Origin of the sequence: Leucobacter exalbidus, assembly GCF_017834145.1 — a bacterium.
Lineage (GTDB): Bacteria > Actinomycetota > Actinomycetes > Actinomycetales > Microbacteriaceae > Leucobacter > Leucobacter exalbidus.
In genome coordinates, this window is record NZ_JAFIDA010000001.1 from 495,292 (window position 1) to 520,034 (window position 24,743).

Annotated in this window: 24 protein-coding genes; 7 read left to right on the forward strand and 17 right to left on the reverse strand. The window is 64.5% G+C overall.

Annotated features, from left to right (window positions below; translation table 11 throughout):
- Positions 1-58 precede the first annotated feature (58 nt).
- From JOF28_RS02265 to JOF28_RS02275, 3 genes are read left to right on the forward strand one after another with little or no spacing between them, the layout of a single operon-like run.
- Positions 59-469: a DUF3099 domain-containing protein gene (locus JOF28_RS02265; protein WP_209704283.1), complete on the forward strand. Its 411-nt coding sequence runs from the start codon at positions 59-61 to the stop codon at positions 467-469.
- Positions 466-708 (forward strand): hypothetical protein, encoded by a 243-nt coding sequence (locus JOF28_RS02270; protein WP_209704284.1) that lies wholly within the window; start codon positions 466-468, stop codon positions 706-708. Before JOF28_RS02265 ends, JOF28_RS02270 begins: the two co-directional genes overlap by 4 nt.
- A complete protein-coding gene (locus JOF28_RS02275) occupies positions 701-1,618 on the forward strand; it encodes an SURF1 family cytochrome oxidase biogenesis protein (RefSeq protein ID WP_209704285.1) in 918 nt (305 codons plus the stop codon). The genes JOF28_RS02270 and JOF28_RS02275 overlap by 8 nt, the downstream gene beginning before the upstream one ends.
- A 97-nt stretch (positions 1,619-1,715) precedes the next feature.
- Here JOF28_RS02275 and JOF28_RS02280 read toward each other — a convergent pair whose 3' ends face one another.
- From JOF28_RS02280 to sufB, 10 genes are all read right to left on the reverse strand, one after another.
- Positions 1,716-3,266, reverse strand: a complete 1,551-nt coding sequence (locus JOF28_RS02280; protein WP_245190051.1) for an ABC-F family ATP-binding cassette domain-containing protein — start codon at positions 3,264-3,266, stop codon at positions 1,716-1,718.
- 158 nt (positions 3,267-3,424) lie between these two features.
- Positions 3,425-4,144, reverse strand: a complete 720-nt coding sequence (gene pgl, locus JOF28_RS02285) for a 6-phosphogluconolactonase (protein WP_209704287.1) — start codon at positions 4,142-4,144, stop codon at positions 3,425-3,427.
- A gap of 2 nt (positions 4,145-4,146) precedes the next feature.
- Entirely contained in the window at positions 4,147-5,583 is a 1,437-nt protein-coding gene (gene gndA / locus JOF28_RS02290) for an NADP-dependent phosphogluconate dehydrogenase (RefSeq protein ID WP_209704288.1), read from the reverse strand.
- Complete coding sequence (locus JOF28_RS02295) at positions 5,580-6,512, reverse strand: glucose-6-phosphate dehydrogenase assembly protein OpcA (protein ID WP_209704289.1); 933 nt, start codon at positions 6,510-6,512, stop codon at positions 5,580-5,582. Before JOF28_RS02295 ends, gndA begins: the two co-directional genes overlap by 4 nt.
- A complete protein-coding gene (zwf, locus tag JOF28_RS02300) occupies positions 6,509-8,038 on the reverse strand; it encodes a glucose-6-phosphate dehydrogenase (RefSeq protein ID WP_209704290.1) in 1,530 nt (509 codons plus the stop codon). The genes JOF28_RS02295 and zwf overlap by 4 nt, the downstream gene beginning before the upstream one ends.
- A 4-nt stretch (positions 8,039-8,042) precedes the next feature.
- A complete protein-coding gene (locus JOF28_RS02305) occupies positions 8,043-8,393 on the reverse strand; it encodes a metal-sulfur cluster assembly factor (protein WP_425342469.1) in 351 nt (116 codons plus the stop codon).
- Positions 8,394-8,403: 10 nt separating this feature from the next.
- Positions 8,404-9,162 carry a Fe-S cluster assembly ATPase SufC gene (gene sufC, locus JOF28_RS02310; RefSeq protein ID WP_209704291.1) on the reverse strand — a complete coding sequence of 253 codons (759 nt, stop codon included), beginning with the start codon at positions 9,160-9,162 and terminating at the stop codon, positions 8,404-8,406.
- Positions 9,163-9,166: 4 nt separating this feature from the next.
- Positions 9,167-9,493, reverse strand: coding sequence for a Rieske (2Fe-2S) protein (locus JOF28_RS02315; protein WP_209704292.1), 327 nt, complete (start codon positions 9,491-9,493; stop codon positions 9,167-9,169).
- Complete coding sequence (gene sufD, locus JOF28_RS02320) at positions 9,493-10,671, reverse strand: Fe-S cluster assembly protein SufD (protein ID WP_209704293.1); 1,179 nt, start codon at positions 10,669-10,671, stop codon at positions 9,493-9,495. The genes JOF28_RS02315 and sufD overlap by 1 nt, the downstream gene beginning before the upstream one ends.
- Positions 10,672-10,673: 2 nt before the next feature.
- On the reverse strand, positions 10,674-12,092 hold the full coding sequence (sufB, locus tag JOF28_RS02325; RefSeq protein WP_209704294.1) for a Fe-S cluster assembly protein SufB: 1,419 nt from the start codon (positions 12,090-12,092) through the stop codon (positions 10,674-10,676).
- Between the two features lie 263 nt (positions 12,093-12,355).
- Here sufB and JOF28_RS02330 point away from each other — a divergent pair, with 263 nt between their 5' ends.
- Positions 12,356-13,282, forward strand: coding sequence for a COX15/CtaA family protein (locus JOF28_RS02330; RefSeq protein WP_245189835.1), 927 nt, complete (start codon positions 12,356-12,358; stop codon positions 13,280-13,282).
- Between the two features lie 515 nt (positions 13,283-13,797).
- Here JOF28_RS02330 and JOF28_RS02335 read toward each other — a convergent pair.
- Complete coding sequence (locus tag JOF28_RS02335; protein WP_209704295.1) at positions 13,798-14,724, reverse strand: heme o synthase; 927 nt, start codon at positions 14,722-14,724, stop codon at positions 13,798-13,800.
- An 80-nt stretch (positions 14,725-14,804) separates the two neighbouring features.
- On the opposite strand from JOF28_RS02335, the gene tkt reads away from it, so the two are divergent.
- The 3 genes from tkt to JOF28_RS02350 all read left to right on the forward strand — a co-directional run bounded on the left by tkt (position 14,805) and on the right by JOF28_RS02350 (position 19,822).
- Positions 14,805-16,895 (forward strand): transketolase, encoded by a 2,091-nt coding sequence (gene tkt, locus JOF28_RS02340; RefSeq protein WP_209704296.1) that lies wholly within the window; start codon positions 14,805-14,807, stop codon positions 16,893-16,895.
- A gap of 144 nt (positions 16,896-17,039) precedes the next feature.
- The gene (gene tal, locus JOF28_RS02345) at positions 17,040-18,149 is read left to right on the forward strand and encodes a transaldolase (protein WP_209704297.1); all 1,110 of its coding nucleotides are present in this window, start codon (positions 17,040-17,042) and stop codon (positions 18,147-18,149) included.
- Positions 18,150-18,181: 32 nt separating this feature from the next.
- Positions 18,182-19,822, forward strand: coding sequence for a glucose-6-phosphate isomerase (locus JOF28_RS02350; protein ID WP_209706707.1), 1,641 nt, complete (start codon positions 18,182-18,184; stop codon positions 19,820-19,822).
- A gap of 278 nt (positions 19,823-20,100) precedes the next feature.
- Here the strand turns inward: JOF28_RS02350 and JOF28_RS02355 are convergent, their stop codons facing one another.
- The 6 genes from JOF28_RS02355 to whiA all read right to left on the reverse strand — a co-directional run bounded on the left by JOF28_RS02355 (position 20,101) and on the right by whiA (position 24,724).
- Positions 20,101-20,466, reverse strand: coding sequence for an RNA polymerase-binding protein RbpA (locus JOF28_RS02355; protein ID WP_209704298.1), 366 nt, complete (start codon positions 20,464-20,466; stop codon positions 20,101-20,103).
- 72 nt (positions 20,467-20,538) lie between these two features.
- A complete protein-coding gene (gene secG, locus JOF28_RS02360; RefSeq protein WP_209704299.1) occupies positions 20,539-20,787 on the reverse strand; it encodes a preprotein translocase subunit SecG in 249 nt (82 codons plus the stop codon).
- Between the two features lie 61 nt (positions 20,788-20,848).
- Positions 20,849-21,682 (reverse strand): triose-phosphate isomerase, encoded by an 834-nt coding sequence (tpiA, locus tag JOF28_RS02365; RefSeq protein ID WP_209704300.1) that lies wholly within the window; start codon positions 21,680-21,682, stop codon positions 20,849-20,851.
- Positions 21,679-22,881, reverse strand: coding sequence for a phosphoglycerate kinase (locus tag JOF28_RS02370; protein ID WP_209704301.1), 1,203 nt, complete (start codon positions 22,879-22,881; stop codon positions 21,679-21,681). Before JOF28_RS02370 ends, tpiA begins: the two co-directional genes overlap by 4 nt.
- An 82-nt stretch (positions 22,882-22,963) precedes the next feature.
- Positions 22,964-23,581, reverse strand: coding sequence for a superoxide dismutase (locus tag JOF28_RS02375; protein WP_209704302.1), 618 nt, complete (start codon positions 23,579-23,581; stop codon positions 22,964-22,966).
- A 168-nt stretch (positions 23,582-23,749) separates the two neighbouring features.
- The gene (gene whiA / locus JOF28_RS02380; RefSeq protein WP_209704303.1) at positions 23,750-24,724 is read right to left on the reverse strand and encodes a DNA-binding protein WhiA; all 975 of its coding nucleotides are present in this window, start codon (positions 24,722-24,724) and stop codon (positions 23,750-23,752) included.
- Positions 24,725-24,743: the final 19 nt, after the last annotated feature.

Below are 24,743 nucleotides of genomic sequence, written 5' to 3' on the forward strand. Positions count from 1 at the left end.
AAGCCCGGGGTACGTCTCAGCCATACGGCGTAGGCTGAAGAGGTTGAAGAGGGAGCGCATGAGCCAGGAATATCGTGTCACGTCTGCAGGAGTGAGTGCCGCCGAAGACCGGTCGCACCGCATGCGCATGTATTTCATTGCTATGGCGCTGCGGGTGGCTTGCGTGGTCTCACTTTTCTGGGTGCACGGCTGGTGGGTCATTCTGCCCGCGATCGGCACCGTGGTGCTCCCCTGGTTCGCCGTGATGGTCGGTAACGCCGTCGCGACTGAGACCCGCACCGAGGTCGACGCGCCCGAGCCGCTCGAGATTCACGCCGCCCCCGAGGCTGACAGCCCCGCCGATGAGCCGACACTCATTGTGCTTGATGTTGAGCCGGCACGCCGCTCTGCCCGATCGGCCGCCCCCGGTTACTCCGAGGGCCGTACTGCAGATCGCACCGCCGATCACGCTCCCGAGGACGCCTCATGAGCGGCGTCATTACGCCCGGCATTCTCGGCGGCACCACCTCGCTGAGATACGAGTGCTCACGCGCGGGCTGCCGCGACGAGGCCGCCTACGCACTGCTGTGGCGCAACCCCAAGATCCACGCCGAAGACCGGCGCAAGACATGGCTCGCATGTGAGCCCCACCTACCCACGCTGCGCGATTTCCTTGAGACGCGGGGATTCCCGCTCGAGGTGCGCACGATCGAGGAGATCGATGACTGACACGCAGACCACCGGCGCCCCCGCCGCTGTGGCCGACGCATCCACCCCGAGCGAAATGCCCGGCTGGTCGTTCTTACGGTCGCGTCGCTGGTTGGGGTATTTCACCATGATGCTGATCTTCTCGATCGCGTGTGTCTGGTTGGGTAACTGGCAGTTCGAGCGCCGCGGCGAGGCCCGCGCCGAGATTGACCGCATCGACGCCAACTACGGCGCCCCGGCCATCCCGCTCGCCGAAGAGATCCCCGACCCCGCTTCGTTTGATGAGTCGCTGCAGAAGTGGCGCACCGCCACCGTGACGGGCACATATGTGGGCGACCCTGTGCTGGCTCGCAACCGGCCCGGGCCCGACGGGGTGGGCTCAGACATGATTCAGGCGCTGCAGACCACCGACGGTCGCGTGTTCTACGTCGATCGCGGCTGGGTGCCGGTGGACGGTAACGCCGCCGAGTCGGCTGGATTCGATATGGCGCAGCTCCCCCAGGCCCCCCAGGGCACGGTCACCGTTGAGGTGCGGTTGCGCGCGGCTGAGCCCGAGATCTCAGGGCGCACCTCGAGCGCGCTCACGGTCCCCAGTATCGATGTGCCCGCCGTTGCGCAGATCACGGGCATTGAGGCAGAAACCTACACCGGTGCCTACGGCATGCTCGTGAGCGAGTCGCCCGCGGGTGAACACGGGGCACTGCCCGCGAAGCCTGAGCGCGATGAGGGGCCGCACCTCTCATACGCACTGCAGTGGTACGTCTTCATCTTGATCGCCGGCATCGGCGTGCTGTACGCCGCCAAGCGCGAGTACCGCACGTTCAACGAGGGCAGTGACGCCGTCGCAGAGCTCGAGCGCCGTGATGCGGTGCGCAAGCGCCGTCGCGGCCCCAGCGATGCCGATATTGAGGATGAGCTGCTCGGCAACTGATCAGACAACGGGTATTAAAAATGGTCTTGGCGAAATCGCCAAGACCATTTTTAATGCCCTGCGTGTGTAGCGTGCATGTGCACGCTACACACGATTGCTAGGAAAGCTCGATCAGATCGAGGTAATCCTTCGACCAGTGGTCTTCGGTCGCCTCGGGCATAATCAGCACGCGCTCGGGGTTCAGCGCTTCGACAGCGCCGTGATCGTGAGACACGAGCACCACTGCACCGGTGAAGTGCGCCAGCGCGTCGAGAATCTCTTCGCGGCTCGCGGGGTCAAGGTTGTTCGTGGGCTCATCGAGCAGCAACACGTTGGCGCTCGATACCACGAGCATGGCCAGCGCGAGACGAGTCTTCTCGCCGCCCGAGAGCACTCCGGCCGGCTTCAGCACGTCATCGCCCGTGAACAGGAACGAGCCCAGCACGCGGCGCGCTTCCATCTCGGTGAGGTGCTGTGACACCGACACCATGTTCTGCAGCACGCTGGCCTTGACGTCGAGCGTCTCGTGCTCCTGCGCGTAGTAGCCAACCTTCAGGCCGTGGCCCTCGATGATCTCACCGGTGTCGGGAGCATCGACCTGCGCGAGCATGCGCAGCAGCGTGGTCTTGCCCGCACCGTTGAGGCCCAGCACAACCACCTTTGAACCGCGGTCGATCGCGAGATCAACGCCGGCAAAGATTTCGAGCGAGCCGTACGACTTCGACAGTCCCTGCGCCATCAGCGGAGTCTTGCCACAGGGCGAGGGATCGGGGAAGCGCAGCTTCGCAACGCGATCAACCTGACGCACCTCGTCAAGGCTCGACAGCATCTTCTCGGCGCGGGCCACCATCTGGTGAGCCGACGCAGCCTTTGAAGCCTTTGCACCGAAGCGGGCAGCCTGGTCCTTGAGCGCCGAAGCCTTCTTCTCGACGTTGGTGCGCTCCTTGCGGCGGCGCTCCTCATCGGCGGCACGCTGACGCAGGTACAGCTTCCAGTTCATGTTGTAGGTGTCGATGACCTGACGGTTCGCGTCAAGGTAGAAGACGCGGTTGACGGTCTCGCCCACGAGCTCGATATCGTGAGAAATCACGATCACGCCGCCCTTGTAGGTCTTCAAGAACTCGCGCAGCCACACGATTGAGTCGGCGTCCAAGTGGTTCGTCGGCTCATCGAGGATCATCGTGTCTGCGTCAGAGAACAGAATACGAGCGAGCTCAATGCGGCGGCGCTGACCACCTGAGAGGGTCTTCAACGGCTGATCAAGAATACGATCGGGCAGGCCGAGGTTGTTCGAGATCGATGCAGCCTCAGACTCGGCGGCGTACCCGCCCAGCGCGTGGAACCGGTCGGTGAGGTTGCCGAACCGCTTCATGCCCTTTTCGGCAACGGCCGCGTCGGGTGAGGCCATATCAAGCGTGGCCTGCTCAAGGTTCTTGGTGAGCGTGCCCAGGCCGCGCGCATCAAGGATGCGGTGCCGTGCAATCTGCTCGGGGTCACCCGTGCGAGGATCCTGCGGCAAGAAGCCGAGCTCGCCCGAGATGGTGACGCTGCCCTCAGCGGGCTGCAGCTCCCCCGAGAGGGTGCGCGTCAGGGTGGTCTTGCCCGCGCCGTTTCGGCCGACGAGGCCGATCTTATCGCCGGGGTTCACGCGAAAGTTCACGCCGCCCATGAGACGGCGTGCGCCGACGTCGATCGCGAGGTTCTCGACGGTGATCACTGGTGGGGCTCCTTAGACAGGTGGGCGGGCAACCTCACTAGTCTACCCGCTCAGACTGCATGATCGCTCCGCGAGCGCACCCCACCCCGTGTCTTGGCTAGTGAACCGCGTTATCCCAACGCCGCAGCATCGGCCCACAGCACCGTTTCGGTGCGCCCCGAAACCAGTGCGGCGGGTACGAGCGGCTCGCGCCGCGCACGCAGATCAGCGATGGCCTCGGCTTTACCGGCGCCACAGGCGAGCAGCCACACCCGCTCGGCGCGGCGCAGCGCGGGCAAGCTCAGCGACACCCGCTCAGCGGGAGGCTTCGGCGAGTCGCGCACGGCGATCGCGTCGGGCGTACCGACGGCATCGACGAGCAGGTCATCGCGGCCAGGGAAGAGCGAAGCGACGTGGCCGTCCTCCCCCACCCCACACAGCGACACGTCAACGTGAGTAATCTCAGCGATGGTGGCGGCGTACTGAGCTGCGGCCTCGTCAACGCTGAGACCGGCATCGCTCGAAGCAACGCGGTGCACGAGAGCTGGGTCAACCGTCGCCGAAGCAAACAGCGACGTGTCGGCCATCAGATCGTTGCGCTCGGCATCGCCCGCAGGCAGCCACCGCTCGTCGCCCCAGATGAAGCGCACGCGCGCCCAATCAACATCGCTGGCGGCAGCCCGCTCACCGAGAGAAGAAAGCACCGCGGCGCCTGCGCGCCCACCGGTGAGAGCGATGCAGGGCACCTCGCCCTGCCCCTGCCTGGCTGCGCAGATGCGAATGATCTCGTCAGCGCAGGCCAAACCCAGCTCGGCGAGCCCGTCAACCTCTCGTACGGTGAGCGCGCTCATGGCTATGCCTGAATTTCGGTGCGGTCGCCCGACCACAGGGTGTGGAACGAACCCTCGCGGTCGACGCGGCGGTAGGTGTGCGCGCCGAAGAAGTCGCGCTGGCCCTGCACGAGTGCGGCGGGCAGGCGATCTGCACGCAGCCCGTCGTAGTACGCGAGCGATGACGAGAACGCCGGCGACGGGATGCCTGCCTGCGTGGCCGCAATGACCACGCGGCGCCAGGCGCTCTGGCTGTTGGCCAGTGCATCTGCGAAGTAGGGGGCGGCCATCAGCAGCGTCAGCGCCTCGTCATCGGCGAACGCGTCGGCGATGCGGTTGAGGAACTGGGCGCGAATGATGCAACCGGCACGCCACAGGCGCGATACGGCGCCGAGGTCGATGTTCCAGTTGTACTCGGCGGCGCCCGCACGAATCTCGTCGAAGCCCTGCGAGTAGGCGACAATCTTCGAGGCGTACAGCGCCTGGCGTACGTCTTCGATGAACGCTGCCTCGTCGGCGACGGTGAAGCTCTCATCGGGGCCAGGCAGTGCCTGAGCAGCCTGGCGCTGAGCGGCCTGCGATGACAGCGAACGCGCGAACGTTGCCTCGGCGATGCCCGATACGGGTACGCCCAGCGACAGCGCGGTCTGCACGGTCCATGCGCCGGTGCCCTTGGCGCCGGCCTGGTCAAGAATCACGTCAACGAGGGGGGCGCCGGTCTCGGCATCCACCTGGCGCAGCACCTCGGCGGTGATCTCGACTAGGTATGACTCGAGCTCGCCCGTGTTCCACTCAGCAAAGATCTCGGCGATCTCAGCGGGTGACTTTCCGGTGCCGCGCCGGATCAGGTCGTAGGCCTCAGCGATGAGCTGCATGTCGGCGTATTCAATGCCGTTGTGCACCATCTTTACGAAGTGGCCGGCGCCGTCGTGGCCGACGTGCGTAACGCACGGCTCACCCTCGGCGACCGCGGCGATGCTCTCGAGGATCGGGCCGAGCGTGGTCCACGCCTCGTCTGAACCGCCGGGCATGATGCTGGGGCCGTTGAGGGCGCCCTCTTCGCCGCCTGAAATGCCCACGCCCACGAAGTTGAAGCCGCGCTCACGCAGTGCACGCTCGCGTCGAATCGTGTCGGGGAAGTAGGCGTTGCCGCCGTCGACGATGATGTCGCCGGGCTCGAAGACCTCAGCGAGCGCGTCGATCGTGGCGTCGGTAGCCGCGCCGGCCTGCACCATCAAGATGGCGGTGCGGGGGCGTGACAGGCTCGCCGCGAACTCGGCGTACGTTGCGGCGGGAACGAACCCGGCCTCGGGAAACTCGTTCACCAGCGCTTCGGTGCGCCCGTGACTGCGGTTGAATACTGCGACTGTGTTGCCCTCGCGGCTTGCGAGGTTACGGGCCAGGTTTGCGCCCATGACCGCGAGGCCAACGACACCGATGTTTGCTGCGCCTACGCTCATGCGGGCTGCTCCGTTCGTGTGTGTGATTCAAGTTGTGCAACGACGCGACCGTACATTTCGTCTTCGTCGAGGATGCGCAGCTCCTCCGCGAGGCATTCGCGAAGGGTGCGCCGCGGCAGCACGATTTCGTGCTCGGGTTGCCCGGGCTGACGCAGGATGGCGCGATCCGGAGCTACGCGTTCGAGCTGCGCTTCGCCCGAGGCGCTGCGCAGCGTCACCGAACGCACCCCGCCCAGCGGGGAATCGTCGCGTTCGAGCCGGCAGCTCGTCGGCACCTCGAGCGAGAGCTCGAGCCAGGCCGCGAGAATGCGGGTCGAGGGTGATTCGGGCCCGCCCACGACCTCGGCTTCGAGCACCGGGCCGAAGCCGGGCTGGTCGAGAATCGCGGCCAGGTACTCGCGCCAGCGAGTCAAACGGGTCCACGCAAGATCGGTGTCGCCGGGGGTATAGGCCAGCACGCGCTCGGTGAAAGCATCGGCCTGCACCGCTGCGCTATCGGTGATGCGCCGCTGCGCGATGCGGCCCAGCGGGTGTGCGCCGGGGCGCTCGGGGGCCTTGCCTGGCCACCACACCACTACCGGGGCGTCGGGAAGCAGGAGCCCGTTGACGAGGCTCTCCAACCCGCTGCACACCTCGCCGTACGCACGCAGCACAATTACGTCGCTGGCACCCGCGTCGGCACCCACGCGAATTTCGGCGTCGAGCCGGGGCGTGGGTTCATCGGGGCGTGCCACGAGCACGATGACGCGCATCGGGTGCTCGCTCGAAGCGTGGTTGGCGGCCTCAACAACCGCCTCATCAATGGAATCGGGCGCGGCGATCACCAGGGTGAGCACGCGCCCGAGGGCGGAGACGCCGCCCTCGAGTCGCATCGACACCAAACGGTTCGCAATTTTGCTGACGTTGGTGTTCGGAAGCTGTTCGATCACGGTCGTCTCCAACTCCTACCATCGCGCTCAACAAGCGCATGTGCTGATTCGGGGCCCCAGGAACCCGGAGCGTACTGCTCAGGCTTCTCGGGCAGCGAATCCCAGAACTGCTCAATCGGATCAAGAATCTTCCACGACAGCTCAACCTCAGCCTGCCGCGGAAACAGCGGTGCGTCGCCGAGCAGCACATCAAGGATCAGGCGCTCGTAGGCTTCGGGGCTCGCCTCGGTGAACGCATGGCCGTAGCCAAAGTCCATCGTGACGTCGCGCACGCGCGTGCCGGTGCCGGGCACCTTTGCGTCGAAACGCATCGTGATGCCTTCGTCGGGCTGCACCCGAATCACGAGGGCGTTGGCCCCCATGTCGGTGCCGTGTGCCTTCGCGAAGAGTTCGCCGGCTTCACGGCGGAACACCACCGCGATCTCGGTCACTCGGCGCCCGAGCCGCTTCCCCGCACGCAGGTAGAAGGGCACATCGGCCCAGCGCCTGGTATTGACAAACAGTTTCAGCGCAGCGTAGGTCTCGGTACGAGAGTCGGGGTTCATGCCGTCTTCGTCCAAGAAACCGGGCACCTGCTCGCCGCCCTGCCAGCCGCCGCCATACTGGCCGCGGGCGGTAGCCTCTGCGAGGTTCTCGGGCAGGCGAACCGCCTCGAGTACCTTCTCTTTCTCATTGCGCAGGTGTTCGGCGCTGAGCGAGATCGGCTCTTCCATGGCGGTGAGGGCGAGCAGCTGCAACAGGTGATTCTGGATCACGTCGCGGGCTGCGCCGACGCCGTCGTAGTAGCCAGCGCGACCACCCACACCGATGTCCTCGGCCATGGTGATCTGCACGTGGTCGACGTAGTTTCGGTTCCAGATCGGCTCATACATCGAGTTCGCGAAACGCAGCGACAGAATGTTCTGCACGGTTTCTTTACCGAGGTAGTGATCGATACGGAAGATCGAATCTGCGGGGAAGGCAGATTCGAGCGTCGCGTTCAACGCCTGGGCCGATTCGAGATCTTCACCAAAGGGCTTTTCAATGATCACGCGGCGCCAGCGCTGGTCGTCGTATTCACGGTCGACGAGCCCTGAGCTGCTCAGGTGGTGAGCGACTTCGGGGAACGACTTCGGCGGAATCGACAGATAGAAGGCATGGTTGCCCATGGTGCCGCGTTCACGGTCGAGGGCGTCGACCGTCTCGCGCAGGCGCACATAGGCTTCAGGGTCTTCAAATCCACCCTGTACAAAACGGATGCCCTCGGCGAGCTGGCGCCACGTCTCCTCGCGGAACGGCGTGCGAGCGTACTTGCGTACGGCGTCGTGCACGATTTCTGCGAAGTCACGGTCGGCCCAGTCGCGCCGACTGAAACCAACAAGCGCGAATCCCGGGGGCAGCAGACCTCGGTTAGCGAGGTCGTACACCGCAGGCATTAGTTTTTTGCGTGACAGGTCACCTGTCACGCCAAAGATAACAAGGGCGCTGGGCCCGGCGATCCGGTTCAATCGCGGATCGCCGGGCGAGCGGAGAGGGTTCGAACTCACGCGCTTAGATCGAAAAACCCAGAGCGCGCATCATATCGCGCCCGTCATCGGTAATTCGAGCTGGCGTCCACGGCGGCATCCACACCCAGTTGATGCGGAAGGCCGTGACGAGTCCGTCAAGGCACTCCGAAATATCGTTCTCGATGACGTCAGTGAGCGGGCAACCCGCGCTCGTGAGCGTCATGCTGATTACGAGCGCATCGTGTTCCTCGTCAAATGCGAGATCGTAAATCAGACCCAGGTCGACGATATTCACGCCGAGCTCGGGGTCCGATACGTTCTTCAACGCTTCGATCGCTTGTTCCCGAAACTCGGGATCGATCGTCATTGGAGAAACCACCGTTTCGTCTGCCATGGGCTCTAGCCTACGCCTTGGTCAGGAAGCGGTCATAGCCCTCTTCCTCGAGGCGTGTCGCGAGCTCGGGGCCACCCTGCTCTGCGATGCGGCCGTCCACGAACACGTGTACGAAGTCAGGCTTGATGTAACGCAGGATACGCGTGTAGTGCGTGATCAGCATGATGCCGAGGCCGGTGTTCTCCTTGGCGCGGTTGACACCCTCAGAAACGATCTTGAGTGCGTCAACGTCGAGGCCTGAGTCGGTCTCGTCGAGCACAGCGAACTTCGGCTTGAGCAGCTCGAGCTGAAGAATCTCATTGCGCTTCTTCTCGCCGCCTGAGAAGCCCTCGTTCACGTTACGGCTCGCGAAGGACTCGTCCATGCGCAGCTTGCCCATGGCGTCCTTGACGTCCTTCATCCACGTGCGGATTGCCGGTGCTTCGCCGTCAATCGCAGTCTTCGCGGTACGCAGGAAGTTGGCGTTGGTCACGCCGGGGATCTCGACGGGGTACTGCATTGCCAGGAACAAGCCTGCGTGTGCACGCTCGTCGACGCTCATCTCGAGTACGTCTTCACCGTCGAGCAGAATCGAGCCGCTCGTTACGGTGTAGCGGGGGTGACCCGCAATAGCGTACGAAAGGGTCGACTTACCCGAGCCGTTGGGGCCCATGATGGCGTGAATCTCGTCCTGCTTGAGCGTCAGATCGACGCCCTTCAGAATTTCCTTGTCGCCCTGCTCGGTCGAAACGCTGACGTGCAGGTCCTTGATTTCAAGAACGGAAGCCATAGCTTTAAATCTCTTTCGTGATGGTGGTGTCGATGTACACGTCGCCGTCTTCAATCTCGACGACATAAACGGGAACCGGCTCATAAGCCGGCAAATTCTGCGGCACGCCAGTCGTGAGGGAGAACTGGGAGCCGTGCGCCCAGCACTCCAGCGTTTCGCCTTCGACGAAGCCCTCAGACAGGCTGATCTGACCGTGGGTGCAGGTGTCGCCGATGGCGTGCACCTGCCCCTGACCGTCAAGCACGATTGCGATTGGCACGTCGCCAACAACCGCGCGGGTTGCCTGATCCTGAACCAGTTCGCTCAGTGCAATGACTTTCTCTCGAGCCATTACGCGAGCACGCTCTGCTCGAGCTCCGCCTCGATAGCCTGCTGCAGGCGGTTCTCGATCTGCTCGTTGCCGATGCGCTGAATAACGTCGATGAGGAAGCCACGTACGACGAGCTTGCGTGCCTCGTCCTCTGAGATGCCACGGCTCTGCAGGTAGAAGATGTGCTCTTCGTCAAAGCGACCGGTGGTCGATGCGTGGCCTGCGCCCTCGATGTCGCCCGTCTCGATCTCCAGGTTGGGGATCGAGTCGGTGCGGGTGCCCTCGGTGAGGGTGAGGTTGCGGTTCTCTTCGTAGCTGTCGGTACCGGCAGCAACGCGGCGAATCAGTACATCGCCGATCCACACAGCGTGTGCGCCTTCGCCCTGCAGCGCGCCCTTGTAGGCAACGCGGCTGCGGGTGCGGGGAGCGTTGTGGTCCATGTAGACCTGGTGCTCGAGGTGCTGACCTGCATCGGCGAAGTAGGCGCCGTAGCATTCGCCGTTTGCGCCCTGCTCGTCAAGGTGCACCGACGGGTTGATGCGTACAACCTTGCCGCCGAGCGAAACCACGATGTGCTGCAGGTTCGCGTCGCGCCCCACGGTCACGTTGTGGCTGGCCAGGTGGTGTGCGTCTGCATCCCACTCCTGGATCGAAACGACGGTCAGGTTTGAACCCGCGCCGACAACGATTTCGAGGTTCTCGGTGAGGTTTGCGCTGCCCGTGTTCTCAATGATCACGAGGCCCTCGGCCTGCGGTGCGGTCTCAATGACCGTGTGCGCTGCCGTTGCCGTTGCGGTCAGTGCCGTGCGGCGAACCGTCACGGTCTGACGCTCGGGGCTCGTCAGCAGAATGTGCTGAGCGACCTGCGCCTGGCCCCATGCGTTTGCAGCGGCCTGGTCCTCGGGAATCCCCGCGCGACCAACGAGCTCAGAGTCCATCGGAATGGTGGTGACGGTGACGCCTTCGGCCTCACCGATTTCGCTGGGCAGTACGCCACCCTGAAGGTCGCCCGAAAGCAGATCCTTCAGCTGTGCCACGGGGGTGAACTTCCAGTTCACCTCGCGGCCAGTCACCTCGGGGAAGTCGGCCAGGTTGGTCGACTTGAAGCGATCCGAACGTGTCTGAATCGGTGCCCGGTTCTCCCAGTCACCATCAGAGTGGGCCTTGAAGCCGTGCTGTTCTGTCTGAAGCGTAGACATCTTTAACCGACGGATCCTTCCATGCTCATCTCAATGAGCTTGTTCAGTTCGAGCGCGTACTCCATGGGCAGCTCACGGGCGATCGGCTCAATGAAGCCGCGCACGATCATGGCCATGGCTTCTTCTTCAGACAGGCCACGGCTCATCAGGTAGAAGAGCTGCTCTTCGCTCACGCGCGTCACAGTCGCCTCGTGAGCCAGCGTTGCGTCATCCGTGCGGATGTCGATTGCTGGGTACGTATCACTGCGAGAAATGGTGTCAACGAGCAAGGCGTCGCACACTACCGAGTTGGCTGCGTGGTGAGCGTTAGCTTCCACACGTACCTCACCGCGGTAACCGGTACGGCCGCCGCCACGAGCGATCGACTTCGAAAGTATCGAAGACTTCGTGTGGGGTGCGAGGTGCACCATCTTGGCGCCGGCATCCTGGTGCTGGCCGGGGCCTGCGAATGCAACCGACAGGGTTTCACCCTTGGCGTGCTCGCCCACGAGGTACACCGAGGGGTACTTCATGGTGACCTTCGAGCCGATGTTGCCATCGACCCACTCCATGGTGGCGCTCTCTTCAGCAATGGTGCGCTTCGTGACGAGGTTGTACACGTTGTTCGACCAGTTCTGGATCGTCGTGTAACGCACGCGGGCGTTCTTCTTCACGATGATCTCAACCACGGCCGAGTGCAGCGAGTCCGACTTGTAGATCGGGGCGGTGCAGCCCTCGATGTAGTGGACGTAGCTGCCCTCATCGGCGATGATCAGCGTGCGCTCGAACTGACCCATGTTCTCCGTGTTGATACGGAAGTAGGCCTGCAGCGGGATCTCAACGTGAACACCCTTGGGTACGTACACGAATGAGCCGCCCGACCAGACGGCCGTGTTCAGCGCAGCGAACTTGTTGTCGCCCGAGGGGATCACGGTACCGAAGTACTCCTTGAAGATCTCGGGGTGCTCGCGCAGTGCGGTGTCGGTGTCCAGGAACAGTACGCCCTGAGCCTCAAGATCCTCGCGGATCTGGTGGTAGACAACCTCAGACTCGTACTGAGCTGCGACGCCGGCGACGAGGCGCTGACGCTCTGCCTCGGGGATGCCGAGCTTCTCGTACGTGTCCTTGATTTCCTCGGGAAGTTCTTCCCAAGTCGTGGCCTGCTTCTCGGTAGAGCGCACGAAGTATTTGATGTTATCGAAATCGATACCAGACAGATCTGCGCCCCATGTGGGCATGGGCTTGCGCCCGAAGATCTGGAGCGCCTTCAGGCGTCGCTCGAGCATCCACTCCGGTTCGTTTTTCAGAGCCGAGATTTCACGCACGACCTGCTCACTAAGACCGCGCTTGGCAAGCGCACCGGCCTTGTCAGTGTCGTGCCAGCCGAACTCGTACTGGCCCAAGCCTTCAAGCTCGGGCCGGTCGATCAGTACCTCTGGCATGATCCCTCCCTCTTTGTTCAGTCCGTCTGAAAAGAAAACCCATGCCACACCGAAATGCTGGCCCGGCGGCGGGAGCCGCACTCATCAGGTTCTCCGCAACGGTGCAGTAGTCTGAGCTGTGAATTACGACGATCGCGTGCAGTAAAAAGCACGTCGAATCGACGTTCACAACCACAGCTTCTTATTCTACCTTTTTCTGACTGAAAAAGGGAGGGGCGCGCCATGCGCTCCCAGGGAGTAGAAGCACCTTGATAGGAGCCCTGTTGTCTCGCACGTCCACCGGCACAGCCACAGCGAAGAGCACTCCCACATCCAGCTTCGTTCCTTCACGCTGGTTGCGCTTCAGCGCGTGGGCCTCGTTTGTGCTTAATACGCTCATCATCGCGACTGGGGGCGCTGTGCGCCTCACCGGATCGGGGCTGGGCTGCCCCGATTGGCCGCTCTGTGCACCCGGATCCCTGGTGCCCACCGATGAGCTCAGCTACCACTCGCTGATCGAGTTCGGCAACCGCACCATTTCGGGCCCGCTGCTCGTATTCGCGATCCTCACTCTCGTGCTTAGCTGGAAGGTGCGCGGCCAGCGTCGCGACCTCAGCGTGTTGGCGCTCATCGTGTTCGGCCTGGTGGCGCTGCAAGCGTTCGTGGGCGGCGTCATCGTTTGGATGCACCTGAACGCGAACCTCGTTGCGTTCCACTATGTGGTGTCGCTCGGCCTCGTCTGCCTGACGGCCGCGTTTATTGCCCGCATGAATGAAGCCCCGGGCGCGCGTGAGCGTGTCGTTCCCAAGCCATTCGCCATCGTGACGCACGTCACCACGCTCGCCATGGCGCTGACGGTGCTCGTGGGCGTACTGACCACGGCATCGGGCCCGCACTCGGGCGACTCGACCATTCAGCGCGACGGCATCGACGCCGTGCTGATGAGCCACATTCACTCGTGGCCGGGCTACACGGCACTGGCCCTCACGGTCGTGCTGCTCGTTTGGGCTGTCGTGCAGAAGCTGCGGCCACTCCCCTGGCTCGTGGCACTGCTCGCTGTGCTCGTCGTGCAGATTCTGGTGGGCGTCTACCAGGCCCGCAACGGACTGCCGCCGCTCGCTGTGGGCGTGCACATGGTGCTGGCGTCGCTCACCGCGGCCGCGATGACCATTGCGGTGCTGCGTCTGAAGCGCCCGGTCGCGCAAGACTAGCGCTGGGTGAGGCGGGACTACAGTTCCCGCTGCATTTACTTCTGGCCCGGGTGGGCTGCTCTAAAAGGAGCGGCCCACCCGGGCCTTTGCGTTGTGCGGCGGCAGTCGCGGTTGCCAGCGGGCAGAGTCGAGGTCGCGGGCGGGCAGAATCGAGGGTGCCAGCGCGCAGGCCAGCACTACCGCCACCCAATAACACCCTCACGCGTACACGCCGGAACAGCGCACTCGCCCACTGGGTATCTAAATAGCCAGCAAGTATCTTAAATACGCGTTTTCGGCACCTCGCGAATAAATAAGATACGCAATGTAGCGGGTCTGGAGTGCGGGCTGTGGTGTGGTGTGTGTGCCGCATATTGCGTGCGGTGCGGCGGTGTAAGGCATGTCGCGCGCGGTGTGTTTCGGGCCGTTGAGTGCCCACTAACGCAAAACGCCGGCGCCCCTAAACAACAGGAGCACCGGTGTCAAGCAAGCTGACCGGCCGACCGGCCGCGAAGCCGGCCAGTCAGCACCAAGCGTTAGAACGGCAGCAGCGGATCAATCGCAATCGCGAGTGCCAGCACCGACAGGTACGTGATCGATGCGTGGAACACCTTCATCGGCTGGCCCTCTTCGCCGCGAATCACGTTGCTGTAGAGCTTGTGCGCCTCGATCAAGAAATACGCACCCGAGACGAGCGCGACCACCGTGTAGGTCCAGCCCATGGGGCCGAACGGGATCAGCAGCAGGCTCGAGGCTACAGTGGCCCAGGTGTACAGGATGGTCTGCAGGCCCACCGTGACACGCCCGCGCACCACGCCGAGCATGGGAACACCAGCTGCGGCGTAGTCATCGCGGTAGCGCAGCGACAGCGGCCAGTAGTGCGCCGGGGTCCACAGGAAGATGATGAGGAAGAACGCCCACGCGGCCCAGTCGAGGCTGCCGGTGACGGCGGCCCAACCGATGAGCACGGGGAAACACCCGGCGATCCCGCCCCAAATAATGTTCTGCTCGCTGTGGCGCTTGAGCAGCAGCGTGTAAATCACGACGTAGAAGAAGATCGCGGCAGCACCGAGGCCCGCGGCAAGCAGGTTCGTGGTGAGCGCCAGCCAGGCGATCGACACGACACCCAGCACCCAGGCGAAAATCAAGGCGTTACGGTCAGAAATCTCACCCGTGACGAGCGGACGATTCTTCGTGCGCTTCATCTTGCGATCCATGTCGCGGTCGATGTAGCAGTTGAAGGCTCCGGCCGATCCGGCGCTCATCGCCCCGCCAATCAGCGTCGCGAGCACCAGCCAGAGATTGGGCATGCGCCCCTCGGCAAGGATCATCGCAGGCACGGTGACTACGAGCAGCAGCTCCATCACACGTGGCTTCGTGAGTGACACGTAGTTCTTAATCGTGCGTCCCATCGACCGAGGGGTCGAGGCAACCTGTACCTGAGCATCATTTTGGGTGGACATCGTCCCCCATGATAGCCCGTCAAGTCGATAGGATCATGGAGGGTGCGTAGAGACGCGCACGTAACGAGGAAAGGTGTCCCTTGGGTAACGAACTGCAGTGGGAAGAACTCGACAGCAAAGCGGTAGATACCGCCCGCGTATTAGCGGCAGATGCAGTCGAAAAGGTGGGCAACGGTCACCCCGGTACGGCGATCAGCCTGGCTCCGGTGTCGTATCTTCTGCACCAGAAGGTACTGCGCCACGATCCGGTTGACCCGAAGTGGGTGGGTCGCGACCGGTTTATCCTGTCGGTTGGCCACTCGTCCCTCACGCAGTATGTGCAGTTGTACCTGGGCGGTTACGGCCTCGAGCTCGATGATCTCAAGGCGCTGCGCACCTGGGGTTCAAAGACGCCCGGTCACCCCGAGTACGGCCACACCGCTGGCGTCGAGATCACCACTGGCCCCCTCGGCCAGGGCCTCGCTTCGGCCGTCGGCTTCGCGTACGCGGCCCGCTACGAGCGTGGCCTGTTCGATCCCGAGGCCGCCCCGGGCCAGAGCCCGTTCGACCACTTCGTGTACGTGGTGGCCGGCGACGGCGATCTGCAGGAGGGCGTCACCAGCGAAGCATCGTCGCTCGCGGGTCACCAGAACCTCGGCAACCTGATCGCGATCTACGATTCGAACCAGATCTCGATCGAGGACGACACCGATATCTCGTTCTCTGAGGATGTCGCGAAGCGCTACGACTCGTACGGTTGGCAGGTCATCGAGGTCGATTGGAACAAGACCGGCAACTACGTTGAAGACGTTGCCGAGCTGTTCCAGGCGATCGAGGCGGCAAAGGCCGCGACCGACAAGCCGAGCCTCATCATTTTGAAGACCATCATCGGCTGGCCGGCTCCCGGCAAGCAGAACACGGGCGGCATTCACGGTTCGAAGCTGGGCGCTGACGAGCTCGCTGGGCTGAAGACCGTACTGGGCTTTGATCCGGATCAGCACTTCGATGTCGCCCCTGAGGTCATTAAGCACACTCGCCTGGCCGTCGAGCGCGGCGCGGCGACGCGCGCCGAATGGCAGGTCGGTTTCGACGCGTGGGCCGCGGCCAACCCCGAGCGCAAGGCACTGTTTGATCGCCTGGAAGCTCAGGAGCTGCCCGCCGAGGCCCTCGAGGTGCTCCCCGACTTCGAGCCCGGCACGAGCCTCGCCACCCGCGCCGCCAGCGGCAAGGTGCTCGCGGCGCTGGGCCCCGTCATGCCCGAGCTGTGGGGCGGCTCAGCCGACCTCGCCGGCTCGAACAACACGACGATCCCCGGCGTGCCCTCGTTCGTTCCCGCCGAGCACTCCACGAGCTCGTGGAGCGGCGACCCCTACGGTCGCGTGCTTCACTTCGGTATTCGCGAGCACGCCATGGGCGCGATCCTCAACGGCATCCAGCTGCACGGCAACACCCGCAGCTACGGTGGCACGTTCTTGATCTTCAGTGATTACATGCGCCCCGCGGTACGCCTCGCGGCCCTCATGAACGTGCCCAGCGTGTTCGTGTGGACCCACGACTCGATCGCGCTCGGCGAAGACGGCCCCACGCACCAACCCATCGAGCAGCTCGCTACGCTGCGCGCCATTCCGAACCTCGCCATGGTGCGCCCGGCAGACGCCAACGAGACGGCGATTGCGTGGCACGAGATCCTCACCCGCCACGGCGGCCCCACCGGTATCGCGCTGACGCGTCAGAACGTGCCCGTGCAGGCACGCGGCGGCGACTTCGCCACCGCCGAGCAGGCAGCTGCCGGCGTGCGCAAGGGCGCCTACGTGCTCGCTGAGTCGGGCACCGGTTCGGTTGACGTTGTGCTGATCGCGACCGGCTCTGAGGTGCAGCTCGCTGTTGAGGCGCGTGAACGTCTCGCGGCCGAGGGCATCGGCGCACGCGTCGTCTCGGCTCCCTGCCTCGAGTGGTTCACCGAGCAGACCGCCGAGTACCGCGAGAGCGTACTCCCCCAGGCCGTCACCGCACGCGTCAGCGTCGAGGCCGGTCTGCAGCTCGGCTGGGAGCGCTACGTTGGCGATCGCGGCCGCTCGGTATCGATCGAGCACTTTGGTGCTTCGGCCGACTACGAAACACTGTTCACGCAGTTCGGCATCACCACCGACGCTGTGGTGCAGGCTGCGCACGACAGCCTCGCTCAGGCCTAGCCCGAGCCACCGCTCAGGCCCCGCCTGAGTGTCGCTCAGGCCTCGCCTGAGCATCGCCGCGGGTCGAGCCGACGCTCGACACATGGAGGCCCGGCCCGCGGCCCCTCACGCTCTGTATATTCACAAAGAAGGAGGCGAGTTCCCATGACGAACCCGCGTACCCAGGCGCTCAGCGAAGCTGGCGTCAGCATTTGGCTCGATGATCTGTCGCGCGAGCGCATCGAAACCGGCAGCCTGGCCCAGGCCGTTGCCGATCTCAGCGTGGTCGGTGTGACGACGAACCCCACCATTTTCCAGAAGGCCATCGGCGCGGGCATCGGCTACGGCCCCCGCATCGCTGAGTGCGCCGCCAACGGACTTGACGCTGAAGCGACGATCACCGAGCTCACGAGCGCCGACGTTGCAGATGCCTGCGACGTGCTGCGCGGCGTGTATGACGCGACGAACGGCCGCGACGGCCGCGTCTCGATCGAAGTCGAGCCGAACCTGGCGCGCGACACCGAGGGCACGGCCGCCCGTGCCAAGGAGCTGTGGGCGAAGGTCGATCGCGAGAACGCGATGATCAAGATCCCCGCCACCGTCGAGGGCCTCGCCGCGATCACCGCCGCGACCGCCGCCGGCATCAGCGTCAACATCACGCTGATCTTCAGCATTGAGCGTTACCGCCAGGTAATCAACGCATACCTCACCGGCCTCGAGCAGGCTCGCGAGGCCGGTTACGACCTGTCGCGCATCCACTCGGTCGCTTCGTTCTTCGTGTCGCGCGTCGACACCGAGATCGATGCCCGCCTGAACGCGCTCGGCACGCCCGAGGCGCTCGCGCTGAAGGGCCAGGCAGGCCTCGCAAACGCACGCCTCGCCTACGAGGTCTTCGAGGAAGCTTTCGCGAGCGAGCGTGCCCTGCACCTCGTGTCGCTGGGAGCAAACCGCCAGCGCCCGCTGTGGGCGTCGACGGGTGTCAAGGACCCCGCGCTGCCCGACACGCTCTACGTGGCTGGCCTCGTGGCCGCAGACGTCGTGAACACCATGCCCGAGGCAACCCTCGAAGCGGTGGCCGATCACGGCGAGTTCACCGGCGACACGATTTCTGACAGCTACTCAGAATCGAACCAGGTGCTCAACGCGCTCGACGCCCTGGGCGTCGACTACGCAGAGGTGACCGAGTTGCTCGAAATCGAGGGACTCTCAAAGTTTGACGTTTCGTGGGCTGAGCTCACCGAGACGGTCGAGGCGGCATTGAAGGATCAGAAGTGAACACCGATTATCTAGGCTCTGACGCCCCCGCCATGCGGGTGGATCTTCCTTCAGAGCTCAGTGAGCGCGTCGAATTTACCGACGCGCTCACGCGCCTGGTCGCAGACCAGGTTGCAAGCAACATCTTTGCGTTCGACGCCACCCTGTGGGGCGCAGCGGCCCAGCCCGAGGCGAGTGTTCGCCTCGGCTGGACCGATGTCGATCCCGCGGCGCGCGAGTTGATCCCCGCGATCGACGAACTGCGCGAGGCCTTCGCCGCGCAGGGCGTGAACCGGTTCGTGCTCTGCGGCATGGGTGGCTCGAGCCTCGGCCCCGCCGTGATCGCGCAGTGGGCGGGCATCGAACTGACGATGCTCGATTCCACCGATCCAGCCGCCGTGGCCCGCGCGCTCGAGGGCGACCTCAGCCGCACCGCGGTGATCGTGAGCTCGAAGTCGGGCAGCACGATCGAGACCCGCAGCCACCTCGACACGTTCGAGCAGGCATTCACCGACGCCGGCATCACGCCCAGTGAGCGCGTCGTCATCGTCACCGACCCGGGCTCGCCGCTCGAGCAGCAGTCGCGCGCGGCCGACCGTCACGTCTTCCTCGCCGACCCCAATGTGGGCGGCCGTTTCTCGGTGCTCACCGCGTTTGGTCTCGTACCTGCCGGGCTCGCGGGCGCCGATATCGCTGGCCTCGTGGCCGCGGGCACTGCGGTGCGCGATGAGCTCGCACTCAACACCCCCACCAACCCCGCGCTGCGCCTCGCCGCCGCGATCTATGCTGGTCTGCCCGCACGCTTCGTGCTCGCGGTGAACGAGGATGCTTCGGCACGCTGGGGCCTCGGCCGCTGGGCCGAGCAGCTCGTCGCCGAATCGACCGGCAAGGACGGCCTCGGCGTGCTGCCGATCGCGCTGCCCGATGACGCCCCCGAATTCGACCGCGTGCCCGCAAGCGCCGTGGTCGTGCGGGTCACCGCTGATGCGGGCGCGGCTGGTGCTGCTGATGCTGCTGCTGACGCAGGCTCCGGATCGCAGGGCCTCACCGTCGCCGGTAACCTCGGCGCACAGTTCCTGCTGTGGGAGGTCGCGACCGCGGCCCTCGGTCGCCTGATGGGTATCGATCCGTTCAACCAGCCCGACGTGGAGTCGGCGAAGATCGCGGCACGCGCCGCCCTCGCCGAGCTCGACGGCACCGAAGCGGCCACGACCGTGACCGCCGCAGGCGATGTGACCGTGCTCGCCGCCCCCGCAGGCGCGGCAGCCAACACGGCCGCCGAGATCGCGGCCACGCTGCGCGAGATCACCCCGCGTGACGGCTACCTGGCCGTGCAGGCGTACGTCGATCCTGCGGGCGAGCTGCGTGAACCCCTCGAGCGGCTGCGCACTGTGCTTGCACGCGAGCTGGGCGTGCCCGTCTCGCTCGGCTACGGCCCGAGCTACCTGCACTCGGTCGGCCAGCTGCACAAGGGCGGCCCCGCGCAGGGCGCGTTCTTGCAGATCTCTGATCCGGGTGAAGAAGATCTCGCGATCGCACAGTCAGAAACGAGCTTTGGCACCCTCATCAGTGCGCAGGCCCGCGGTGACCGTGGCGTGCTGATTGAGCGCGGCCGGCCCGTGCTCGCGATCGCCCTCGCGCAGCGCGACACCAGTGTGCTGGAGCAGCTGATCACCGAGTTCACGGCGGCGTAGGTTGATCGCGGCGTAATTTTGCTGCAGCGTAAGTTGATCGCGTGAGATATCGCGCTCGCGAGTGGCCCGGTGTTCCCCAGTGGAGCACCGGGCCGCTGCGTTTTCGGGGTGCTCCGTGACTGCGCTACAGCGACATTGAGTTACTGAGTTGCTGAGTTACTGCGTCGCGACCTCCCCACAGCACCGCGCGAGCATGATCCGGAGAAAAAACAAACGGCGGGCGAAACCAAAAAGGTTTCGCCCGCCGTTGGTGTATCGCCGTTGTACCGACGAACCGCTTATGCCTTGCGGCGTGCCGTGCCGCGACGTGCGCGCAGCTTATCGAGAGCGGCGTCGAGCAATTCGACAGCCTCTTCCTCGGTGCGGCGTTCCTTCACGTACGCAAGGTGCGTCTTGTAAGGCTCGTTCTTCAATACCTGGGGCGGGTTAGCCTTGTCGCGGCCAGCCGGAAGACCCGAGGCCGGGCAATCAATCAGCTCAGGAATTTCCTCGGGCGAAACATCAGACGCAAAGTAGCGAACCGTTTCGTTGCCGAGGGCGTCCCAGTATGAAATCATTGTGCGCTCTGCGCGCGAGCCGTGATCCTTCTCCCCCATGGGGCCTGATCCGACACGTGCGCCGCGGATGGCGTTGCTGCCTGCCACTGAAAACCTTTCCTTCGAGTGCGAACGTAAGCCCGACGCCCAATACAGACGTCGGGCTTACGAGATGACGCTTTAGACGACCGAGAACCGCTCGAGCAGGCCGAGGCCGATGATCGAGACACCCCAAACGACAGAGACGATGATCGTAATGCGGTTCAGGTTACGCTCGGCAACACCTGACGAACCGAGGCTCGAGGTGACACCGCCGCCGAACATATCGGACAGCCCGCCACCCCTGCCCTTGTGGAGCAAAATGAACAGCGTCAGCAGAAGACTCGTCAGCACGAGGATGACGATCAGAGCGATCTTAAGAATGAGCACGTGAGTGACCTTTCACGGGTTGCGGGCGCGGAAAACCTACGCCCCAGTATAGTCGGGCTAGTTAGGCGCCCGTGACGTGCTTGCGGAACTGGATGATCCGCGAGAATTCTTCTGACTTCAGGCTTGCGCCGCCGACGAGCGCGCCGTCAACATTGGGCTGGGCCATGAAGCCCGCAATGTTCTGGCTGGCCACTGAACCGCCGTAGAGAATACGGGTCGCAGCGGCGCGCTCGTCGCCCACCGTGTCGCGCAGAGCTTCACGCAGTGCCGCGGCGACTGCCTCGGCCTGCTCGGCCGAAGCGGCCTGGCCGCTACCGATAGCCCACACGGGCTCGTACGCGATGACGAACTCGGCACCCTCGGGCAGGGCGCTAACGGCGGCCTGCATCTGGGCGAGCGGGATCGCGGCGGGGCCGTGCTCTTCGAGATCGGCGGCGGTTTCACCCACGCAGATCATGGGCACGAGGCCAGCGTTGGAAGCCGCGGCGGCCTTCGCGCCGATCAGCTCGTCAGATTCGCCGTGACCCTGGCGACGCTCTGAGTGGCCAACGAGTGCGTAGTGCACCTCGAGCTTTGCAAGCATTGCGGCCGAAATGTCACCGGTGAATGCACCGGCAGCCTCGGGCGACAGATCCTGTGCGCCCAGAGCGATCGGCAGCTTATCTGCGGTGAGCAGCGTCTGCACCGAGCGCAGATCGGTGAACGGCGGGAATACGGCTACCTCGACGTCGGTGTAATCGTGACGCGCATCCTTCAGCGACCACGACAGCTTCTGCACGAGCGCGATGGCCTGCAGGTGGTCGAGGTTCATCTTCCAGTTGCCCGCGATCAGCGGGGTGCGCTCTGCGAACGGCAGGGGTTCGCGTGCGGTCTGGGTGTTCTGTGCGTCGCTCATGCGAGCACCTCCAATCCTGGCAGCTGCTTGCCCTCGAGGAACTCGAGGCTTGCGCCGCCGCCGGTAGAAATATGGCCAAAATCAGTGTCGGCGAACCCGAGGGCTCGCACTGCGGCAGCGGAGTCGCCGCCGCCCACAACGGTGAAACCGTCGGTGTCGGTGAGCGCCTGGGCAACCGTGCGGGTGCCGCCGGCGAATGCCTCCATCTCGAACACGCCCATGGGGCCGTTCCAGAAGACGGTGGCAGATTCGTTGATGACGCGGGCAAACTCAGCGGCCGAATCGGGCCCAATATCGAGCCCGATGCCGGCTTCGCCGAAGCTGCTCTCGCCAATCGCGTGAGCCGAAACGGTTTCGTGAGCCGCATCTGCCGCGAAGGCGGCAGCAACGATCACGTCGGTCGGCAGCACGATACGCACACCGCGACGCTCAGCCTCGGCGAGGTAGCCGCGCACGGTGTCGAGCTGATCCTTCTCGAGCAGGCTGGATGCCACGCTGTGGCCCTGCGCTGCGAGGAAGGTGAAGAGCATGCCGCCACCAATGAGCAGCGTGTCAACGCGCTCGAGCAGGTGCGAGATGACGCCGAGCTTGTCGGAGACCTTCGAACCACCAAGCACGACCGTGTAGGGGCGCTCGGCGCGAGCGGTCAAGCGCTCGAGTACTTCAAGCTCGGCAGCGACGAGGCGGCCGGCTGCACTGGGCAGCACTGCGGCGAGCTCGGTGACGCTGGCCTGGCGGCGGTGCACGACACCAAACCCGTCTGAGACGAAGGCGTCGGCGTGCGTGGCGAGCTGCTTGGCGAAGGCGAGGCGTTCAGCTTCATCCTTGCTGGTTTCGCCCGCGTTGAAGCGCAGGTTCTCGAGCAGCACGATGTCGCCATCGGCGAGGCCCGTGATCGCAGCGTCTGCGTCAGCGCCCACCGTCTGAGCGACAAAGTTGACGGGTACTTCGAGCAGCTCGGCCATGCGCGCGGCAACCGGGCGCAGCGAGAAGCGAGCCTCGGGCTCGCCCTTGGGGCGGCCCAGGTGGCTGATGAGCACAACCCGAGCGCCTGCGTCGCGCAGCTCCCGAATCGTAGTGAGTGACGCACGAATGCGGCCATCGTCAGTGATGACGCCGTCGGCGAGAGGAACGTTGAGATCGCAGCGGACGATAACCGTCCGAGAGCGAAGCGACCCGAGTGATTCGATAGTGCGCATGTGGAGAGCGGGTTCCTTAGATTGCTGAAATAAAAGCGCCCCGTGGCCTGCACAGGTGCAGGCCACGGGGGTACAGGCCGAGTTAGATCAGGCCGGGGGTCTGCGTACGAGCAGCTTCGAAACGCTTTGCAACGTCCTGCCAGTTCGCGATGTTCCAGAATGCCTTGACGTAGTCAGCGCGCACGTTGAGGTAATCGAGGTAGTACGCGTGCTCCCACACATCAAGCATCAGCAGGGGCACGGTGCCTGCGGGGAGGTTGGCGTGCTGATCGAACATCTGCACGATGTTGGGGCGCTGACCGAGCGTGTCCCAAGCCAGCACTGACCAGCCTGAGCCCTGCACACCGAGTGCGGTGGCCGTGAAGTGAGCCTGGAACTTCTCGAACGAGCCGAAGCTGTCATCGAGAGCTGCAGCGAGCTCGCCCTCGGGGCGGTCGCCACCCTCGGGCGAGAGGTTGTTCCAGAAAATCGTGTGGTTGACGTGACCGCCAACGTTGAACGCAAGATCCTTCTCAAGCTTGTTGACGTTCGCGAGGTTACCCGATTCGCGGGCCTCGGCGAGCTGGTCAAGCGCGGTGTTGGCGCCGGTTACGTAAGCCTGGTGGTGCTTGTCGTGGTGCAACTGCATGATCTTGCCACTGATGTGCGGCTCAAGTGCCGAGTAGTCGTAGGGAAGATCGGGAAGTGAATAGGCAGCCATATGGCCCTCCAGACGATAAGACGAACAGTTGTCACCTCTAGTCTAGGGCGCAACACCCCACAACACTGAGGGCCCGCCGTCAATTTCTCGACAAGCGGACCCTCGTGTGGTGACACTCTTCAAGTGCCGATGGCTAGCGACGCACCGCGGCGCGTCACCCAGCCTGCATTACGCGATTTCGTCGGGAATGCTCGCCTCGGTGCCCGGGATCCCGCGCGCTTCGGCTTCTTTATCGGCCATGGCCAGCAGGCGCCGGATCCGGCCAGCAATTGCGTCCTTCGTCAGCGCGGGCTCAGCGCGTGCGCCGAGATCGTCAAGGCTGGCTTCGCGGTGCGTCAGACGCAGCGAGCCGGCGTACTTCAGGTGATCCGGAGCAGCGTCACCGAGAATTTCGAGCGCGCGCTCCACGCGAGCGCAGGCAGCAACCGAGGCCTGGGCCGAACGGCGCAGGTTCGCGTCGTCGAAGTTCACGAGACGGTTTGCGGTGGCGCGGGTCTCGCGGGCACGCTTCAGCTCTTCCCAGCGGGTGCGCGCGTCTTCAGCGCCCATCACACCGAGCATCACGCCGATCGCGTCGGTATCGCGCACGATGACGCGGTTCTGGCCACGAATCTCGCGGCTCTTCGCGTCGACGCCGAGACGGCTTGCGGCGCCCACGAGGGCCATGGCGACCTCGCTCGTGGGGCATGCGAGCTCGAGGCTTGCCGAACGGCCCGGGGCCGTCAGGCTGCCGCGCGCAAGAAACGCGCCGCGCAGGATCGCTGCGAGCTCGGGCTGTGCGCCCGTCGTGAGACGGTTCGGCAAGCCACGAATCTGGCGGCGGCGCTGGTCAAGCAGGCCGAGCTGACGGGCGAGCGTCTCGCCATCAATCACGCGCACGAGAAACTGTGGGGCGCCCGGGCGTGTCGTCGACGGGGGCAACTGCTTTGCATCAGAGCGAACACCGTAGAGCTCCGCGAGGTCCTTACGCACACGCTGCACAATCTGCGGGGTGTGGAGCTCGATCTCGAGGGCAATCCGGCCCGAGATGGAGTGCAGACCGCCCGCGACACGCAACACAGTCGCAACCTCGGCCATACGTTCTCCGGTGCGCTGCACCGGTACACGAACGAGCTCGTTCTTAACCTCGGGGGTAGACAGCACGAATAGGGATCCTCTCAAA

Coding starts and splice junctions, on each gene's coding strand:
- JOF28_RS02350 (WP_209706707.1), top strand. CDS start 18,182: ATGCGGGTGGATCTTCCTTCAGAGCTCAGTGAGCGCGTCGAATTTACC.
- JOF28_RS02370 (WP_209704301.1), bottom strand. CDS start 22,881: ATGCGCACTATCGAATCACTCGGGTCGCTTCGCTCTCGGACGGTTATC.
- JOF28_RS02315 (WP_209704292.1), bottom strand. CDS start 9,493: ATGGCTCGAGAGAAAGTCATTGCACTGAGCGAACTGGTTCAGGATCAG.
- tal (WP_209704297.1), top strand. CDS start 17,040: ATGACGAACCCGCGTACCCAGGCGCTCAGCGAAGCTGGCGTCAGCATT.
- JOF28_RS02280 (WP_245190051.1), bottom strand. CDS start 3,266: ATGGGCGGCGTGAACTTTCGCGTGAACCCCGGCGATAAGATCGGCCTC.
- JOF28_RS02335 (WP_209704295.1), bottom strand. CDS start 14,724: ATGTCCACCCAAAATGATGCTCAGGTACAGGTTGCCTCGACCCCTCGG.
- JOF28_RS02275 (WP_209704285.1), top strand. CDS start 701: ATGACTGACACGCAGACCACCGGCGCCCCCGCCGCTGTGGCCGACGCA.
- JOF28_RS02305 (WP_425342469.1), bottom strand. CDS start 8,393: ATGGCAGACGAAACGGTGGTTTCTCCAATGACGATCGATCCCGAGTTT.
- pgl (WP_209704287.1), bottom strand. CDS start 4,144: ATGAGCGCGCTCACCGTACGAGAGGTTGACGGGCTCGCCGAGCTGGGT.
- JOF28_RS02270 (WP_209704284.1), top strand. CDS start 466: ATGAGCGGCGTCATTACGCCCGGCATTCTCGGCGGCACCACCTCGCTG.
- JOF28_RS02265 (WP_209704283.1), top strand. CDS start 59: ATGAGCCAGGAATATCGTGTCACGTCTGCAGGAGTGAGTGCCGCCGAA.
- gndA (WP_209704288.1), bottom strand. CDS start 5,583: ATGAGCGTAGGCGCAGCAAACATCGGTGTCGTTGGCCTCGCGGTCATG.
- sufB (WP_209704294.1), bottom strand. CDS start 12,092: ATGCCAGAGGTACTGATCGACCGGCCCGAGCTTGAAGGCTTGGGCCAG.
- sufC (WP_209704291.1), bottom strand. CDS start 9,162: ATGGCTTCCGTTCTTGAAATCAAGGACCTGCACGTCAGCGTTTCGACC.
- sufD (WP_209704293.1), bottom strand. CDS start 10,671: ATGTCTACGCTTCAGACAGAACAGCACGGCTTCAAGGCCCACTCTGAT.
- JOF28_RS02375 (WP_209704302.1), bottom strand. CDS start 23,581: ATGGCTGCCTATTCACTTCCCGATCTTCCCTACGACTACTCGGCACTT.
- tpiA (WP_209704300.1), bottom strand. CDS start 21,682: ATGAGCGACGCACAGAACACCCAGACCGCACGCGAACCCCTGCCGTTC.